Consider the following 18870-nt stretch of genomic DNA (forward strand, 5'->3'; position numbering starts at 1 on the left):
CTGATGTTCTCCTTTACTGTTTCGGGATTTTCCCGTAAAAATTTTAAATCAATCATATGCTCCTCCTGATCAAAGGATTTATTACTCCGGCGGTTAAATATCGCAGTAGATTACGCAGAACAAATCTTCATATGCAAGGCGGAAGATTGAGCTGTAGCGAGTGCTACAGCGATTGATGAGGGTCTGCCCCGCTTTATCGGGCACAACGTAGCAGATGGAGGTTTGGGCAAGTAAGATACTGCAATATTTAACCGCCGGAGTAATAAATCCGTCTTGTTCATATCTCCCGATATTATACCCTGATTGGCTTTTCTTCGCAAGTGTTTTAGGAAAATCCTCTGTTTGTGGGTGGAATTCACTTTTTAATAAGTTGCTTTTCACAGAAAAAAAGCTATACTATTAACACCACACAAAAGATCGATACGCAATTGAACGGAACACATATTGTTGAACGCACAGATTGGAGAGAACTATGGGCATTTATGTAAATCCAGGAAACATTGCTTTTCAGGAAGCTGTAAATTCCGTCATTTATGTAGACAAAAGCCAGCTGATTTCCTATACAAACAGCATTTTAAATACCTTGCAGAAAAATGTATGCGTCAGCCGCCCACGCCGTTTCGGAAAATCCATGGCGGCAGATATGCTGACTGCCTACTACAGCAAAGGCTGTAACTCCCATGATCTGTTTATGGGAAAATCCGCCGAAAAAGATGAACATTTTTCAGAACATTTCAATCAGCATAATGTGATCCGCCTGGATGTTCAGCAGTTTCTGTTTCATGATTCCCATCTTAATATTTTCATTGATAAAATCCAGGAAGAGATTATAAAAGAACTGCGGGAAGAATACGGCAATTGCTTCCAGGTGGACTCATACGGGCTGCCAAATGTCCTGAAACAAATTTTCACGCACACAGGAGAAGGATTTATATTTATCATAGATGAATGGGATTGTCCCTTCCGCATAGCCAAAGAAAATACATCCCTCCAGAAAAATTATCTGGATTTTCTGCGGGGACTTTTTAAAGGACAAACTTATGTGGAATTAGCATATATGACAGGAATCCTTCCCATAAAGAAATACGGAGAGCACTCTGCACTGAATATTTTCGATGAATATTCTATGATCGATCCTGCTGAACTGACTGATTTTTTTGGATTTACAGAAGATGAGGCCTTTCATTTATGCACCCAAAAAGAACTGGATTTTTCCATGCTCCGGAACTGGTATGACGGATATCTGTTAAATGGACAGCATATTTACAATCCTAAATCCGTTGTAGATGCCATACGCCGAAGAAAATTTAAAAGCTATTGGACTGGTACGGAAACTTATGAGGCGCTGAAATTTTACATTGACATGAATTTTGACGGCCTAAAAGAAGCAGTCACAATTATGTTGGGAAACGGCCGCTGTAAAATCAATACCAGAAAATTTCAAAACGATATGACAACCCTTGCCTCTAAGGACGATGTTCTTACACTGTTGGTACATCTTGGGTATTTAACCTTCGATGAATCAACAGATGAAGTATTCATTCCCAATCAGGAAATCGCAAATGAATTTCTGAATGCAACAGATGATTCAGAATGGAGCGGCGTCATCCAGTCCTTGCAGCGTTCCGAAGAATTCAAAAAAGCAATATGCTTCCTGGATTGAGAACTACACCGGAAATATTTTATTAGTAGGCATCAGTTACAACAAAGAAAAGGAGCACCAATGTATCATTGAACAGCACAAAAAGGAGTAAATTTTCACGCTTGGTTGTGGATCGTCACCGTCTGATACGGAATCTCAATGCCGTTTTCCTTAAAAGCCTTTACCAGATCCGCCCGGATATCACTGCAGGCCCGAAAACTGTCATTTAAGTTTCTGGTCCAGATGGTGGTCTTTAAGGTGACGCCGTCGGCTGCAAAGCCGCTGACAGTGACGCTGCTCTTGTCAGTGTCTATGGCCAGCGGATGGTCTGCGCATATCTCCTTCATGACAGAAACAGCTTTCTCAATGTCTGACTCATAAGAGACCACCACCTCGATAAAGTTCCCTACATTTTCCGTAAAATTAGTATTGATAATCACCGCGGAATCCATAATGGAATTGGGCACAATACAGCATTCTCCGTTGAACTGGCGGATTACCGTATGTCTTATGGTAACGTCAATGACCATGCCTTCCGCAATTACAGTCCCGCCCTGCAGCACCCGAATTTTTTCATCCACGTTATAGGGCTTGGAAGCGGAAACAGAAATGCCGCTGATCACATTTGCCAGCGCCTGCTGTGCGGCAAATGTGGCGATTGCCACAATCAAAGTACCGCTTTGCAGAAGGGCCTTGCTGATATCTTTGGTAATTTCAAACTGCTGAACCAGACTGTAAATGATAATTACATCTATAAATACATTAATCGCGCTTTTTAAAAAATGCAGATGAATTGCCTTTGATTTCCTGGACGCAAGCCGGTAGCATAAATTCACAAACTGGTTCAGCGCCAGACCCACTGCCACAAACAAACCTATTTTGAGCAAATTATTCATATTTACCTCCATAAATATCTTCCAATTTCCTCAAATTATATCAAATTATTTCTGTTTCTTCCAGTGTGAACTTTTATTAAAATCATGGAGCGCATTCCCGATAATTTCTGACAGAATAAAGCTCTTTCCAGAACAATATTCCAGCAATTCCCGCCGTTATCAAATCTGCAGCGGCCTGGGACACAATCACTCCCATATATCCGCCCATGCGGTATGATACTGCAAGAACTGCCAGAAAAACAACCCCCTGCCGGCTGATGGATAAAAGAAAGGATGCCGTAACCTTCCCCATGGACTGAAACACAATCGTCAGCAAAAGTATCATGCCCACAAATACCATTGTAATAACCTGCCACCGGAGCATTACGGTTCCGTCGCTGATAATGGTTTCCTGATCCATAAAGCATCGCATTAAAAACGGAGCCAGCAGGAAAATAACTGCTGTCAAAGCAGCCGCAATGACGCTGATAAACCGGAAACAGAACCGGAGCAGCTCCCACATCCTTTTTTTATCACCGGAACCGTAATAATATCCAAACAAGGGCTGTCCCCCAAACGCAAACCCGGTCAGCAGCAGAAGGGCTATCATATTTACTTTCAGCACAATTCCCATTGCCGCAATTTTGTCATTTCCAAAAGGCAGCAGAAATTGATTCATCAGTACCACGCTGACGCTCTGCATCAGATTTGCAAGGGCCGCAGGTATGCCAATTCCAAAAATCTGCCACAAATGCCCTGCCGGCACCTTCAGTTCCCTGGGATTCAGCGACAGTATTTTACTTCTCTTTGCCACTGCAATCAGAAAGAAAACGTCTACACATACGTATCCGATGACAGTGGCAATGGCCGCGCCGCTTGCGCCCCACCCCAGAACAGAAATAAAAATGGGGTCCAGTATAATATTCACCACCGTGCCGATCAGAGTGCCCGCCATAGATTCTTTTGACATCCCTTCCGCCCGCAGCAAATTGGAATGAATAAATGAAACCATAATAAACGGAGCGCCTATTGCCAGATAAATATAATAATTTGACGCATGGACAAACGTCTCCTCACTGGCTCCTAACACATACAGAAGGGGCACACGAAGCATCAGCATCACAGCGGCAATCAAAATGCCGGCAAAGATTGTGACATAAAAGCAGCAAGAGCTGACGCAGCGCACCCCCTGCTCGTCCTTCTGGCCCATCAGACGGGAAATCAGAGAACTGCCTCCCTGTCCAAAAATATTTCCGAAGGCCATCAGCAGCGTGAACAAAGGCATCCCCAGAGAAACGCCCGCCACAAGGTTGGTGTCATTGCTCTGGGCAACAAAATAAGTATCTGCCAGATTGTAAATTAACGCCACCGCCATGCTCAGGACAAGCGGCAGAGACAGACGCAGATATGATTTTGAAATATTTGAATCTTTAAAAATTTCATTTTCCATGTTCTTTCCCTCGCTTCTTTATTTTCAATGCCATTATAACAATTTACATTGATTTTTTCTGTGCCATATGGCACAATAGGAAAAAATAAAATGAAAAGAAAGATGTGTATTTTATGGAAAAAATATATGATGCGGCAGAAATTGAATACTGGCTTTCGAAAGAACAAATCCGCAGTTATTTCGATACCCCTGACTTGTCCTTTCACCTCTGCCGCTATGAAAAAGGGGAGTTCCTTACTACTCCGGATGCCCCTGTGGAAGATCTGCTGTTTGTGGTTCGGGGAACCATTCAAATCTACGGCATCCGTGAGGACGGAGGCATTTCCCCGGTCAATCAGAGCAGCAGTCCCACGCTGATTGGGGATCTTGAATTTTCCAGGCAGGGAAACCCGCCCTTCTTTGCATCGGCGAAAACAGAAGTCACCTGCATTGCCCTGTCCATGACAAACTATCAGAAACAGCTTCACTGCGACCTGCGGTTTCTCCATTTGCTTCTTAAGTCCTACGGTGATAAGTTAGCGCTTTTTACTTCCATTGACGTCCCCGCCTCAACCACAGAGGAGCGGGTGCTTCTTTATATGAAAAATATCTCTCCTGCCCATGAACTGAACGGCCTGGAGGCGGCTATCCATCAGATTCACTGCAGCAGAAGGCAGCTGCAGCGGGTGCTGAAAAAATTATGCAGTACCGGACAAATTGAAAAAACCGGAAGGGGCAGATACCGGCTGAAGGATACAGGATTCTAATCAGGAAAGCTTTGGTTCAGCCCGTTTCTCAACGATTAAATTCGCTCTTCCCTCCGGTTTTATTCAGAAGATAAATCTCCCCGATTTTCATATGCTTGTCCAATGCCTTGCACATATCGTAAATGGTCAGAAGGGCGATGCTGACTCCGGTCAAAGCTTCCATTTCCACTCCGGTTTTTCCGGTTACTTTCACCGTGCAGTAACAGAGAATCTCTCTTCTTTCGCTGTTTTTCTCAAATTCTATCCTGCAGTTTGTCAGGGGAAGGATATGGCACATGGGAATCAGCTCCGCCGTTTTCTTCGCCGCCATAATTCCCGCAGTGGCCGCTGCGCCGAGAACATCTCCCTTTTCCACGGTCCCCGTTTCAATCGCATGGTATACTGCCTGGTTTACGGTGATTTTCCCTGCTGCCACGGCGGTTCTGTCTGTGACTGCTTTGCCTGTTACGTCCACCATCACTGCTTTTCCGTTTTCATCAAAATGTGTCAGTTCCATTTTCTCTCCTCTCTTTTTCTGTGTTCCCTATCACAAATATTTAAAACAGCATCATACATTCTTCCTTTAGCTCTAAATAGTCGGGCAAACCCCTTTCTTCGATCTGAATATGCTTCTCCTTCTGCACAAACCAACAGAGGGACTGCCTTGGAACAGTTTGCTGCCCGGATTGGCAGACAGGCTGCAGATAGTAGTGGTATTCGAAGGGCATTTCCGCCATGCGCCTGACCTGCACGCTCAGGCAATGATTCCTTCTGCCGCCCCACACCGGCACAAAATCGTGGGCGCGATAGCCAATGCCGGTAACGCCATCGGGTATTTCACGTTCCAGGCAAAGACAGATTCCCCAGTCCGGAACTTCCAGTCTGTGAACGTCTATCCGCCTGGCGTCCGCAATATTTTTACAGCCGGTCAGGCGGGCCGCTTCCCGGTAACGGGGATTTGCAAATATTTCTTTTGTCCTGCCGAATATCACCTCATGCCCCTGCTCCATCACCAGTAATTCCTCCGAAAACCGATAAATTTCGTCTCTGCTGTGGGAAACCAGTATCACCAGTCCGGGAAAATCCGCCAGCAGCTCTTCCAACTCCCGCTGCATCTGATCTTTCAAAAACACATCCAATGCAGAAAAAGGCTCGTCTAACAAAATCACCTCCGGCCCGCAGGCCATCATCCTTGCAAGGGCAGCTCTTTGCTGCTGTCCGCCGGACAATTCTCCCGGCAGCCGGTCTGCCAGACCTGTAAGCTGAAATTTTTCCATCATTTCCTGAACCCGCCTCTGCCGTTGAATTTTCTTCCCTGACCATCTGGTTTTCAGCGTTCCCGCTGACTTGCCCTGCAGTCCGGCTCCGATATTTTCTGCCACCGTCATATGGGGAAACAATGCGTAATTCTGAAACAGATAGCCGATCCGCCGGTTCTGAGGCTTTACGTTTCTCTTTTGTCCGGAATCAAACAGCAGGTTTTCTCCAATCCGTATATGACCGGCATCCGGCGTTTCAATCCCCGCCAGTAATTTCAAGGTCAGGCTCTTTCCGCAGCCGGAAGCTCCTAGAATTCCCAATCGGTTCCCCTGGCTTTCCGCTTTCAGGCTCAGTTTAAATTCTCCCAGTGTTTTTTCTATCTGAAATGAAAATCCCATGTTCCGCACCTCCTGAAATGAAAATCCCATGTACTGCACCTCTTTTGGGCCTTTCACCCTGAATATTTGAATCGGCATAAACTTGGGCCGTTACCATCGTTTTACCATTCTGTTCTTTTTCCCCGCCGCCAGATTCATCAGCACAAGAATGAGAAATGCAATCAGAATCACAATCAGCACCCAGATTCCTGCCGTCCGAAAATCCCCGTCCTGCATTACCATGGCTATTTTCTGAGAAATAGTGGCTGTTTTTCCAGGAATATTCCCCGCTAACATGGATGTGGCCCCATATTCCCCAAGAGCTCTTGCAAACGTCAGCATTGTGCCGGAGGCAATCCCGGGACCGGCGCAGGGAACTGCTATTTTCCAGAAAATTCTGGCTTCCGACATGCCCAGGGTTCTAGCTGCGTATATCAAATTAATATCCACCTGTTCGAAGGCCGCTCTGGCAGTCCGGTACATCAGGGGAAAGGCAATAACTAAAGCGGCAATGACGCAGCCTGCCTGGGACTGCACCACCTGAATGCCAAGGGTATGATACAGAAAACTTCCCGCAGGCCGTCTTTTGCTGAACACCAGAAGCAGGAAAAATCCTGCCACGGTAGGGGGCAGCGCCAGAGGAAGGGTCAGAAGGCCGTCAAGGATTGATTTTTTTAAAGGGGATGTTTTCATCGCTCTGTATGCGCCGTAAATTCCCAGAAAAAAGGAAATTACAGTTGCCGCAAATCCTGTTTTCAGGGATACCAGCAGCGGGCTCCAATCCAGATTTTCCAAAATAATTTTCAATTCTTCCATTGATAACTCCATTTGTTTCTGTGAAAACACGGCAGACATTTATTGCATTGCACTGGTGTCAAAACCGTATGCTTCAAAGATTTCTTTCGCTGCATCAGACAGGATAAATGAGATAAACTCCCGGGCTGCCCTGCTTTTTGCTTCATCTGCCTCCGGATTTACCACCTGTGCGATGGGATAAACAATGCTTCCAGTCAGCTCCGGGCTGACAGTCTGAAGAATCTCCAGCTCCTTTTCATACCCGTAAGTATCTGAATCATACACAGTTCCCACTTCACAGGAACCTTCCACAACTGCAAGAAGCACCTTGCTTACATTGTCCTGTTCGCTGATTTCCGTACCGCCCAGGGCTTTTTGCACCTGCCTTGCAGTAATGGAAGCAGGATCTTGTGTTTTTTCAAGAATTCCCAGATTCATCAGCGCCTGACGGGTATATCTGCCTGCCGGAACGCTTCCGCCTGCCAGGGCAACGCTGGCTGCCTCTCCAAAAGTTTCAAGTCCTTTTACGGCTGTGCCGCTGCCTTTTCCTGTAATAACCACCAGCTGATTTTTCACTGCATCCTGTCTGGTTCCATCCACAATCAGCCCGTCTTTTTCCAATTGATCCATTTGCGTTTGCGCAGCGGGAAAGAAAATATCACATGTACAGCCTTCCTGGATTTGCGTTAACAGCCGGCCGGAGCTGTCTGCATTGCAGGAAACAGAGACCTCCGGATGGAGCTTCTGATATTCCTTTGCCAGTTCCTCTGTCACTCTGTTCAGACTGGCTGCCAGAAAAATCTGAATCTCTGTTTCCTCCAGGTTTTCCGCTGCAGACTGGCCGGTTTCGGTTTCTTTATTTTCCTGCCCGTTTTTCCTTCCGCAAGCGGATATGCAAAAGATGAGCAGCGCTGCCAGTAACAGCATCCATATTCTTTTTTTCCTGATTATCGGTATTTTTCTTTTCATGCTCTTCACCATTTCATCGCCGCACTACCGCAGCTCTTTTGCGCACTCTCCTGCTGTGCCCCGCAGAATTCCAAGTCCATGTCCCAGGTGGGGGAGTATGTATTCCAGGCTCTCTTTGACGGCTTTTGGGCTTCCCGGAAGATTGACAATCAAGGTTTTTTTCCGGATACCGGATACTGCCCGGCTTAACATAGCCCGCCCGGTAATGGTCAAAGAATACTGGCGGATGGCTTCTGCAATGCCCATGGCCATCCGGTCACAGACTGCCGCTGTGGCTTCCGGAGTAACGTCCCGTTCTGCAAATCCCGTTCCGCCTGTGGTGAGAATCAGATTCACCTGCCGTTGGTCTGCCAGTCTGCAAAGCTGTTTTTCCAGAGACTTTCTGCCGTCCGGAAGCAGGAGTTTTTCTATCACTTCGTATCCCTGCCCTTTGAGAATTTCCTGAATCAGAGGCCCGCTTTGATCCTCCCGCTCCCCGGCATATCCTTTATCGCTTAAGGTAAGCACTGCAGCGGTAAAGGGGCGGTGAGCCAGAAGGGGCAGCGCTTTGATTTCATCTCCGGGCCGGATTATGCCCCCTGTCAGCACTTCTGCAAACACGCCCTCTCTTGGCATGATGCAGTCGCCCATCACCTTGTAAATCTGGCAATGGCTGTGACAGTCCTTACCAATCTGGGTGAGCTTCAGCACTGCTTCCCCAATCTGAAAACAGGTTCCCACGGTCATTTCAGACAGGTGAAATCCCTCCACCACCAGATTTTCTCCAAATGCCCCGTATGTTATATCGGCCCCTTTCTGCCGGAATTCTTCGATCTTTTCCAGAGAAAGGAGGCTCACCTGCCGGTGCCAGTTTCCTCCGTGGGCGTCCCCGGCAATTCCAAAATTTTCTATCAGCTTTGCATGATCGGTTTCTGTTTTCTGAGTTCCTTTTTTATCACTGATACAGATTGCTGTAATTTTTCCCATCTGATGCTCCTCCAATTTTATGCCTCTCTTTTTTCTACCCGCCGATTTGGGCCATTTGCCTGCGTTCTGTGATTTGTCCCGCTGTTTCAAAATGATGTTCCCGGGGCTTTTGGCTGACAGCCTGGGCAATCCGCTGTTTCAAAAGCTCTTTTCGGACGGCGGCTTTGCTGCGCTGCTGCACTTCTCTGCAGGCGGAATTTTCTTTCTCCTGCAGAACTTCCATTGTATCTTCTTTTTCTTTCTCCTGCAGAACTTCCATTGTATCCTTTTTTTCTTTTCCCCGCAGAATTTCCATCACATCCACTTCTTCCTCGAAACACAGGCAGGGTTTTAATTTCCCCTGCGCGGTCAGCCGCAGCCTGTTGCAGCCGCTGCAGAATTTTCCATGAAGGGCGCTGATAAAGCCCACGCTTCCCATTGCCCGTGGAATCCGGTAATAGACGGCCGGGCCGTTTCCGCGGATGCTTTCGTCTGTTCTAAGGTCCGGGTAACTGGCTTTCAGACGCAAAAGAAGTTCCTGATTGCTGACGGGCCGGTAACTTCTCCCGCAGCCAATGGGCATCATTTCAATAAAGCGCACATCCAATGGATACTGCGTTGTGAGCCTTGCCAAGCTTAACCATTCTTTGCTGTTTATGCCGGGCTGCAGCACCGCATTCAATTTAACCGTAAGTCCTGCTTTAAGGGCCTGCCCAATCCCTGCTAATACCTCATGCAGTTGGTTTTTCCCGGTAATCTGCTGATAAATCTGAGGATTTAAGGTATCCAGGCTGATATTTACGGCGTCCAAGCCATGGTCTAAAAGCTGCGGCAAATACTGTTTCAGCAGAGTGCCGTTGGTGGTCATGGTTACCTGCTCAATTCCGGGAATCTTTTTCAGCATTCCAATCAGCCGGGGGCAGCCGGAACGGACTAACGGTTCGCCGCCGGTAATTTTCAGCCTGCTGATCCCCAGTTCCGAAGCCGCCCGGCAGAGTTCCTCTATCTCCTCATAAGTTAAAATCTCTTCCATGGGAACCTGGGAAATCCCCTCCGGCATACAGTAGCGGCATCGCAAATTGCAGCGGTCTGTAATGGAAATCCGCATATAATCTATGATTCTTCCATAGCTGTCTCTCATTTTTCAATCTCTTTTCCCTTCTATAACCCGCCGTCGGCAGCGCAAATTGTCATTTAATGTCCGATGTACCAAAAATCGTCTCTAACAGGACGTCTATGACGCCGCCGCAGACCATGCCCTCCTCCTGCGCGTCCTCTCCTGTCATATCCACATGGCACAGTCTGCATGGTTCCTTGCCGTTACGGCTCATGGAACGGGCAATTCTTACCACCTCTGCCTCCGCACAGCCGCCTCCGATGGTGCCAATACAGTTTCCGTCCGGCAGAATCAGCATTTTTGTGCCTGTTTCTCTCGGAGCAGAACCTTTGCGCATGATGATGGTGGCAAGCACATTCTTTGCATTTGTTTCCTGACGGTCCAGAATGTATTCCAACAATTCTTTGGAATAACCAAAGCTTCTTTTTTCCCTGTTTTTCACCTGAATCAGTTCCGCCATAACTGCCACTGCAATCTCTTCCGGGGTCTCGGCGCCGATATCCAGTCCGATGGGCGTGTAAATGCGGTTCACTGCCTCCGGGTCTTTTCCCTGTTCTAAAAGAGCTTCTTTTACTTTGGCCGCCCGCCGCCGGCTGCCGATCATTCCAATGTAGGCATGTTCTTTTTCCACAATGGATTCCAGGCAAATCTGGTCGTAGCGGTGTCCCCGGGTCACAACCACAAAAAAGGTATCTTTATCGCCTTTAACAGCAGCAAGTCCCTGGGCAAATGGCTGACACGTCACTTCCTGGGCTCCTGCAGCTCTGGCCCAGTCTGCAAATTTGGGACGGTCCTCCAACACATGAATTTGAAATCCCGTCATACGGCCGATTTTTATAATAGGAAAAGACACATGACCGCCGCCGCAGATGACAATCTTTTTCGGCCTGCCCAAAATCTCGCAAAACATCCGGGTTCCCTCAACGGAACAGATACCGGTGTTTTGAATCTCTGACAGTTTGGGCAGATAAACCGGGCCCGGCATGGATTCTGACGACTGATAAACAACAGAACCGCCGGAAATCAGCAGTTTTTCCCCAAAAAATTCTCTTTCTAACAAAGTAACAGCCAGATTTCGGTTATTTGGTTCTAATTCTCTGAGCGCTTTGAAAAATTTCAGCATGTTCTATCCCTCTTTTCTGTCTCATGACAATTCATACGAAGCATCTGCAAGCATATTTTATGCCTTCCCAAATCCGCAGTTTGGAAACGTACAGACCGGGCAGGACAGGCACAGACCCCCTTCGCCCAGAATGTCAAAATCCTCTTTTTCCAATTTTTCTCCTGCCATAATTCTGGGAAGAACTAAATCAAAAATTGTCCGTTTCGCATACATCACGCAGCCCGGCAGTCCCAGAATGGGCACGTCCTGCCTGGTATAAGCCAGAAGGAACATGGCTCCCGGCAGCACCGGCGCCCCGTAAGTCACAACTTCTGCCGCCGCCCTGCGGATTGCCGCCGGCGTCTTATCATCCGGGTCCACGCTCATACCGCCGGTACAGATAATCAGCTCCGCGCCCTTTTTCAGCAAAAGACGGATTTTCTCTTCTATCTGTTCCGGGTTATCGCCGCTGACTTCACGGCCGATGATATCCGCAGAATATTCCGCCAGTTTTTCCTCCACCACAGGGGTAAAGGTATCCTGAATTCTTCCATAATACACTTCATTTCCGGTTGCGACAATTCCGGCTTTTTTCTTTTGAAACGGTTTTAACTGGAAAATCGGAGCATTGCCGCCCACTGCCTTTGCCCGCTCCATTTTGTCTTTTTCAATGACCAGGGGAATAATTCTGGTTCCTGCAATTTTATCCCCCGCCCGCACCGGAAAATTCCCATGGCGGCTGGCTATCATCATCTCTCCCAGGGAATTGACTGCTTTCAGCTTTTTCCGGTCAATTTTCAGCAGTCCGTCGCAGTCGGCAATCAATTCAATTTTTCCTTCTTTCACCTGAGTGGGATGCATATGCTCATTTCTGCAGATATGGTATAGAATCTTGGCGGCTTCATTTTCATGGAGCATCCCTTCCTGCTTTTCCCAAATATAAATATGATCTTTTCCTACGCTTAAAAGCACTGGGATATCTTCTTCTGTAATCACATGGCCTTTCCGAAACACGGCGTCTTTGGATACGCCTTTAACAATCCTTGTAATATCATGGCAGAGCACCTGGCCTGCCGCCTCTTCTGTTTTCATCAATTTCATGATTTCCTCCATTTTCCGGGCTGTTATAAACTATGCCGTACCGTCTATTTTTTCAAAACAAATCGCCGGATAAAAAAATTTCCTGAAACAATTCGCCGCTGATTTTATTTAACTGTTCCCCATAAGTTTCAAAAAGCTTCAGCAGCTTCTTCCCCCGTTCGGTTACATTGGCCGTACCTCCGCCCCGTCCGCCCGGCTGACGCTCTACAATCCGGCAGCCCATACCGTCTTCTGCATTCTGAATGATATTCCAGCCTTTACTGTAGGAAATTCCAAGCTGTCCGCAGGCTTCCCGGACAGAACCGGAAGCTGCGATTTTTCTCAGCAGTTCCAGTGTCATTTCATCAAAAAACCCTTTGTGATTCACCAGAGTCACCTGAATCTTCGGGTGTATCAGCCTGGAATTGTGGACATCCACCAACCGTTTGAAATCTTCTCTGGTGTCCGCGTCCATCAGTACGGCTTCATCTTCTACCGGCACCCGGACGCGTTTCAGGTTTTCAATGGAGTTCAAGGCGCCTTTCAGCCCGCCGTCTCCCTGATAGGCCAAAATGGCAGGAATCAGAGATGCCCGAAGTAAAATGGGGTGTCCGGCTTTCCCCTGGAAAACCGGCTGAATGATATCGCCCTGCTGATCCAGAAGAATTTCCACGGTCTGTTCCATAAAAAACGGAATATCCACCGGACAAAAGCATACGCTGTCACAGCGTTCCTTCAGATATTCCAGACCGATTTTTGCGGAATCAAACATCTGGGTGGTTTCGTACCGGGGATTTCTTAAAAAAGTAATTCCAAAGCTCCGGAGTTCTTTTTCCAGTTGATCGCTGCGGTATCCGGTTACCATGACAATCTCAGTTATTCCTGCCTGCTGAAAATTCACAATCACCCGTTCTGCCATGGTGCGGCTGCCGATTTTCATTAATTGTTTGAACTGGGCCATGCGGGTGGACATTCCGGCGGCTGCGATGAGGGCGGCTGTTTTCATGATGGGGGCTCCTTTCCTGAAAATATTTTAGGGAACTTTTTATTTTTGGATACGGACGGGAATGGCGGACTGCCCTTTCTCACGCGAACCGGGCAACGCTCCGGCGAACTAACTGCAACTTCGACCACGGAAGTCAGGAAAGCCTTCCTTCCCAAGTCTCCGTAAGCAGTGGATTTCGCCTGCGCTAAATACGCCCTTGAACCGTTTGCTTAGAGAAAGGGCAGTCCGCCATTCCCTGTGTATCGAAATATAATACGTTCTGTAATTCCCGGATTTGAGAAGCATACCTTCCCAAATTAAACCTTTCAAAATTTCAACACTTCTACTATTTAGCAACTTTACGAATAACCAGAACGCAACCAGCATCTCATAGCAATCCCATCATTCACAAGCTGCAGCACATTCTGTAAATAATAAAAAGCTCACACCTCTCACAGCAAGTAATATTCACAAGCTGCAACCGCCAACAGACAGCCAAACAGGGCAGGAACCTGTTCCCTGGAAACAAGTCAGGGCTGCTTTTCATGAAGGGGAAATCCACTGCTTACGGAAACTTATGGATGAAGGCTCTCCTGAATCCATTAGTTGGAGTCAGCAGTTAGTTCCCTGGAATGTCGGCCCGTTTCCAGGGGACTGGTTCCTGCCCTGTTTGGCGTCCGTTGGCCACGGTAAAGCTGCAATTTCACTGCCTGGTTCCTGCCCTGTTTGGCGTCCGTTGGCCACGATAAAGCTGCAACTTTACTTCACCTTCTTATAATAAGTATCCCGCAGCGGCATCTCCGTCCGAAGTTTCCCATCCAGCCGGTAATACGCATGCGCGCAGGCGGCTCCGGTGGGAATCATGCACAGTTCTCCGCAGCCTTTGGCGCCGAATGCCAAAGGAATTTTCCTCGGCCCCTGCACCAGTTTTACTTCCAGTTTTGGCACATCGGTGGAACGCATCAGTCCCAGGGTGCCCAGCTTGGTTTTGCAGTAGCCTTCCTGGCATTTGAATTCTTCGGTTAAGGCATAGCCAAGGCCCATCACCATGCCGCCTTCGATTTGTCCCTCCACAGACTGAATGTTTACGGGTGTTCCCACATCATAAGCGGCGACTATTTTTTCCATTTTTCCCTTTTCATCGGGAAGCGCCACCTGAACGCCGTAGCTGTAGCTTACATGACGCACCGGAAATTCTTTTGTGGAAGTAAGGCCGTCTGTCATGGGATGATATTCTCCGTAGTATTCCTCTCCTTCCAAATCTGCCAGAGATTTTCCTGCATCCAGGTCTTTTTTCAGCTTTTCGGCCGCCAGCCTTGTGGCTTCTCCAGTTACCACGGTTTGACGGGAGGCTGTACTGGTGCCGGAATCCGGTGTGGTTCTGGTGTCTGCGTCTGCATGGACCACCAGTCCGGGCGCAATGCCTGCAGCCTCACAGAGAATCGTCTCGCACATAATGGCAATTCCCTGGCCCATGCATGCGGCGGAAGTCAGTACATGTACTTTTCCCTCCTGCACCCGCAGCCTGCAGCGGCCGCTGTCAATGATTCCCACGCCTTTTCCGCTGTTTTTCCATCCCAGGGCGATTCCGGCATAAGGATTGGATTCATAGATTTCTTTCACTGCCTCCAGACATTCTGCCGCTCCGGTACTCTCATCCGCAATCTGTCCGTTGGGAAGAATCTGTCCTGGCCGGATGGCGTTGCGGTAGCGGATTTCCCAGGGGGAAATTCCCACTTTTTCTGCCAGAAGATTCAGATTCTGCTCCATGGCAAAATTGCTCTGGGCCGCCCCAAATCCCCGGAACGCGCCGGAAACCATATTATTGGTATACACAGACATGCCGAGAATATCCACATTCTGATAATTATACGGGCCTGCCGCATGGGTGCAGGCCCGATCCAGTACCGGGCCGCCCAAAGACGCATAGGCTCCGGTGTCTGCGATAATGACCGCTTTCATTCCCGTTAAGATTCCGTTTTCATCACAGGCTGTAGTAATTTCAATTTCCATGGGATGCCGTTTGGTATGGTAAGCAAGGCTCTCCTGCCTTGTAAATTTCACTTTTACAGGCTTTTTGGTATACCATGCCATCAACGCCGCATGATGCTGAACGCTCATATCTTCTTTGCCGCCGAATCCGCCGCCTACCAGCATGGAATGGCAGTGCACTTTTTCTTTGGGGATTTTCAGCATCATTGCAATTTCCCGCTGCTCATCATAAACTGACTGGCTTCCGGTGTACAATAACAGGCCGTCGTCTCCCTCCGGTACTGCAACGGCGCATTCCGGCTCCATAAACGCATGCTCCTGATGGGGCGTTTTGTACTTTCTTGTCACCACGTATTTTGCATTGGCAATGGCGGTTTTCACGTCTCCGTTTACCAGGGTGGACTTGCTCATGATATTTCCGTCCTCATGGATTAAGGGCGCGTCTCCCCGTAAAGCGTCCTGGGGAGTGGTCACAGGTTTTAATTCTGTGTAATCCACCTCCACCAGCGAAACCACTTCCTCTAAGCTTTCTTTGCGTCTGACTGCCACAAGGGCAAGGCAGTCTCCCACATAACGGGTAATTCCTCCTTCCGGAATCATCACGTCCCAGTCTTTTTTCATATGCCCGATGACATTGTCCGGCACGTCCGGCTGCAGCAAAATCCGCACGCAGTCCGGGTGGGCCAGCGCTTTGCTGACGTCAATTTTATTAACTCTGGCGCGGGGATACCTGGAGCGCACTGCTTTGGCATAGAGCATATCCGGAAATTCCAGATCGTCCGCGTATTTTCCGGTTCCGTTTACTTTTTTGGCGGCGTCGGGACGGTTAAAATGCTCATTCATGTGAAGCTCTTTCGGCTCCTTTGGTATTTCCAGAGATTCCCGGAAAAATTTTCCCGCCATTAAAATAGCTTCTTCAATTTTCTTATAGCCTGTACAGCGGCAAATGTTTCCCCGGATTGCTTTTTTCACATCCGAACCTGTCGGATCGGGGTTTTCATCCAGTAATGCTTTGGCGCAGATGACCATGCCCGGGATACAGAATCCGCACTGTACGGCGCCTGCCGCCCCAAAGCAGTACTCATAGACTTCCCGTTCCCGCCGGCTGAGTCCTTCCACCGTCAGGATGGACTTTCCAACAAATTTCGACACTTTCTGCACGCAGGCTTTCACTGCCTTATTGTCCACCAGAACGGTGCAGGTTCCGCAGGCGCCTTCGCTGCAGCCGTCTTTTGCAGAGGTAATCTTTAAATCGTCCCGCAGAAAAGACAATAACGTTTTATCCTGGTCTGCGCTGACTGTTTTTCCGTTTACCTGTAACTCAAACATTTGTGGTACCTCCTTAAAAAATTTTTATTGCAATAACTTTTTATCCTTGAATTTTCCTCTCCTGCATGAGATAATTAATTTTATGGCAATTCATTCCCTCATCTATCCTGCACAGAAAGGAAATTTTATGTCTGATAATATATTGAATCAATACAAAATCCTTGTGGACTTTCTGGGGAAAGCCCTGGGGCCGGACTATGAAATCGTACTCCACGACATCACTTCAGAACCCGGCCAGATTGCCGCCATCGCCAACAGCCATATCAGCGACCGGCAGGTGGGCAGCCCTACCACAAATGACGCCCTGCAGATGCTTGCGGCCAATTCCTATAAAACCAATGACTTTCTGCACAACTATCCGGTGACAGCGGAAAACGGACATGTTCTGCGGGCTTCTACTTTATTTATCAAAGATGAGGAGGGCAGCCCGGTGGGGCTTTTGGGCATCAACTTTGACGATTCCCGTTACCGGGAGCTTTGCGGCGGGCTGCTCTCCGCCATCCATCCAAAGGATTTTTCCGGCGGAGAATGCAGGACTTGTCAGGAATCTACGGCAGCGCCCAGTCCGCAGCCTGCCCCGGCGCAGCCGGATTCCCTGGCGGAACACTTCTCCATGGACATTTCCGCCATGATGCAGACTGCTTTTGACAGTGTCACCTCATCTCTGGAGACTCCCATTGACCGGCTGAATCAGCAGGAAAAGCGGGATATTGTGCAAAAACTGCAGGAACGGGGGGTCTTTAAGCTAAAGGGAGGAATCGCTTTTGTGGCCAAACACCTTTCCTGCTCTCCTGCCACAGTATACCGCTATCTGGGAGATCTGTAGATTTTCCAGAACATGCGAAAACCGCTGTCTCTCATCCGGCCGGCTGATATTTTCCGCCGTTTTCCCTGCAAATCCTGCCGTTTTCTGCCGCCAGGCAGCCCCGCAGATAAACCTGCTCTGCCCTTCCTTTCAGGCATGTTCCCTCCAGCGGGCAGTAATCTGATGCTGACTGCTGGGTACCGGCCGACAAAGTCCACTCCGTTTCCGGATTCCATACCACCAGGTCCGCGTCGCTTCCCGGCGCAATCAATCCCTTTCTGGGGTACAAATGGTACAGCTTTGACGGATTTTCCGCCAAAAAACTGCACATCTGTTCTAACGTCAGCTTTCCCCGGCCCACCCCAAAATGATAGATCAGGGCCGGCCGTTCCTCCGCTCCCGGCATCCCGCAGGGAGTTTTGGCAAAATCCCCGGCCCCGGCTTCTTTCTGCCGTGTGGTAAAGCTGCAGTGGTCTGTGGCAATGGTCTGGATTTCTCCTTCTGCCAGCGCCCTCCATAATACCTGCTGATCTTCCATTTTGCGAAGGGGCGGGGCAATCATGTATTTCCTTGCCTCCTGATCCGGCAAATGATACCGGTTTTCATCCAGCAAAAGATACTGGGGACAGGTTTCCACGTATACAGAAACGCCCCGCTCCCTGGCTCTTCTCACCTCTTCATACCCTTCTTTGGAGCTGAGATGCACAATCACCACAGGCGCGCCCGCACAGGCGGCAATCTTCAAAACACGGCCCACCGCTTCTGCTTCCGCAAGAACCGGCCGGGTCCAGGGATACTCTGACACACGGCTCCGGCTGCCCCGTTTTTTCAGAACTTCTTCCAGCCGGGCGTCAATGATGCCTTTGTTCTCACAGTGGATGCCTGCAATTCCTTTTAATTCCTTCAGCCGCACAAGGATCTCATAAATAGTCCTGTCATCCACAGCCATCCCTTCATACGTGGTATACAGTTTGAACGAGCGTATGCCCCGGGCTGTCACCTGTTCCAGTTCCCGGCTCACCTCCTGGTTCCAGTCAGACAAGGCCAGATGGAAGGCATAGTCGCAGCTTGACTTTCCTTCCGCCTTTTTATGCCAGCGTTCCAGGGCATAGGCAAGGCTTTCTCCCCGGTTCTGGGTGGCGAAATCCACAATGCAGGTGGTTCCTCCGGACAGCTCCGCCTTCGTGCCGCTGTCAAATCCATCGGCGGTTACCGTTCCCGAAACTTCCAAATCCATATGGGTATGGGGATCGATAAATCCCGGAAACAGATATTTTCCCGACACGTCAATAAGTTCCGCGCCCTCCGCCTTCAGGTTTTTCCCCACTGCAAGGATTTTCTCTCCTTCTGTCAGCACATCCGCTTTCCTGGTTTCTGTACTGGAAACCACTGTGCCGTTTTGAAATAATTGTCTTTTCATAA

At 48.6% G+C, this 18870-nt stretch carries 16 protein-coding genes; 3 read left to right on the forward strand and 13 right to left on the reverse strand.

The annotated features are described in order from the left end of the window. The first annotated feature begins 472 nt into the window (after positions 1-472). Entirely contained in the window at positions 473-1663 is a 1191-nt protein-coding gene (locus tag ACTO17_RS05140) for an AAA family ATPase (protein WP_482557133.1), read from the forward strand. Between the two features lie 95 nt (positions 1664-1758). Here ACTO17_RS05140 and ACTO17_RS05145 read toward each other — a convergent pair whose 3' ends face one another. Together ACTO17_RS05145 and ACTO17_RS05150 are read right to left on the reverse strand one after the other, a co-directional pair. Continuing rightward, positions 1759-2538, reverse strand: a complete 780-nt coding sequence (locus ACTO17_RS05145; RefSeq protein ID WP_482557134.1) for a mechanosensitive ion channel family protein — start codon at positions 2536-2538, stop codon at positions 1759-1761. An 82-nt stretch (positions 2539-2620) separates the two neighbouring features. Then, positions 2621-3967, reverse strand: a complete 1347-nt coding sequence (locus tag ACTO17_RS05150) for an MATE family efflux transporter (RefSeq protein WP_482557135.1) — start codon at positions 3965-3967, stop codon at positions 2621-2623. 113 nt (positions 3968-4080) lie between these two features. Here ACTO17_RS05150 and ACTO17_RS05155 point away from each other — a divergent pair, with 113 nt between their 5' ends. Then, positions 4081-4713: a Crp/Fnr family transcriptional regulator gene (locus ACTO17_RS05155; RefSeq protein WP_172536431.1), complete on the forward strand. Its 633-nt coding sequence runs from the start codon at positions 4081-4083 to the stop codon at positions 4711-4713. Between the two features lie 28 nt (positions 4714-4741). Here the strand turns inward: ACTO17_RS05155 and moaC are convergent, their stop codons facing one another. From moaC to xdh, 10 genes are all read right to left on the reverse strand, one after another. Continuing rightward, entirely contained in the window at positions 4742-5209 is a 468-nt protein-coding gene (gene moaC / locus ACTO17_RS05160; protein WP_172536432.1) for a cyclic pyranopterin monophosphate synthase MoaC, read from the reverse strand. A gap of 40 nt (positions 5210-5249) precedes the next feature. Continuing rightward, on the reverse strand, positions 5250-6350 hold the full coding sequence (locus ACTO17_RS05165) for a sulfate/molybdate ABC transporter ATP-binding protein (RefSeq protein ID WP_482557136.1): 1101 nt from the start codon (positions 6348-6350) through the stop codon (positions 5250-5252). Between the two features lie 90 nt (positions 6351-6440). Next, positions 6441-7145: a molybdate ABC transporter permease subunit gene (modB, locus tag ACTO17_RS05170; RefSeq protein ID WP_482557137.1), complete on the reverse strand. Its 705-nt coding sequence runs from the start codon at positions 7143-7145 to the stop codon at positions 6441-6443. 39 nt (positions 7146-7184) lie between these two features. Further along, positions 7185-8051, reverse strand: coding sequence for a molybdate ABC transporter substrate-binding protein (modA, locus tag ACTO17_RS05175; protein ID WP_482557138.1), 867 nt, complete (start codon positions 8049-8051; stop codon positions 7185-7187). Positions 8052-8117: 66 nt separating this feature from the next. Further along, positions 8118-9059, reverse strand: coding sequence for a molybdenum cofactor synthesis domain-containing protein (locus ACTO17_RS05180; protein ID WP_482557139.1), 942 nt, complete (start codon positions 9057-9059; stop codon positions 8118-8120). A gap of 34 nt (positions 9060-9093) precedes the next feature. Beyond that, positions 9094-10179, reverse strand: coding sequence for a GTP 3',8-cyclase MoaA (gene moaA / locus ACTO17_RS05185; RefSeq protein ID WP_482557140.1), 1086 nt, complete (start codon positions 10177-10179; stop codon positions 9094-9096). A 49-nt stretch (positions 10180-10228) separates the two neighbouring features. Further along, positions 10229-11278, reverse strand: a complete 1050-nt coding sequence (locus ACTO17_RS05190; RefSeq protein WP_482557141.1) for an XdhC family protein — start codon at positions 11276-11278, stop codon at positions 10229-10231. Between the two features lie 57 nt (positions 11279-11335). Beyond that, positions 11336-12358: a molybdopterin-binding protein gene (locus ACTO17_RS05195; protein WP_482557142.1), complete on the reverse strand. Its 1023-nt coding sequence runs from the start codon at positions 12356-12358 to the stop codon at positions 11336-11338. Between the two features lie 52 nt (positions 12359-12410). Further along, positions 12411-13343: an NTP transferase domain-containing protein gene (locus tag ACTO17_RS05200; protein ID WP_482557143.1), complete on the reverse strand. Its 933-nt coding sequence runs from the start codon at positions 13341-13343 to the stop codon at positions 12411-12413. A gap of 738 nt (positions 13344-14081) precedes the next feature. Next, positions 14082-16643 carry a selenium-dependent xanthine dehydrogenase gene (gene xdh, locus ACTO17_RS05205; protein WP_482557144.1) on the reverse strand — a complete coding sequence of 854 codons (2562 nt, stop codon included), beginning with the start codon at positions 16641-16643 and terminating at the stop codon, positions 14082-14084. 127 nt (positions 16644-16770) lie between these two features. Here xdh and ACTO17_RS05210 point away from each other — a divergent pair, with 127 nt between their 5' ends. After that, positions 16771-17469, forward strand: a complete 699-nt coding sequence (locus ACTO17_RS05210) for a helix-turn-helix transcriptional regulator (RefSeq protein WP_172536441.1) — start codon at positions 16771-16773, stop codon at positions 17467-17469. Positions 17470-17500: 31 nt separating this feature from the next. On the opposite strand, the gene hydA is transcribed toward ACTO17_RS05210, so the two are convergent. After that, the gene (gene hydA / locus ACTO17_RS05215) at positions 17501-18868 is read right to left on the reverse strand and encodes a dihydropyrimidinase (protein WP_482557145.1); all 1368 of its coding nucleotides are present in this window, start codon (positions 18866-18868) and stop codon (positions 17501-17503) included. Between the last annotated feature and the right edge of the window lie 2 nt (positions 18869-18870).

The sequence above is a fragment of the Petralouisia sp. genome, from assembly GCF_056822245.1.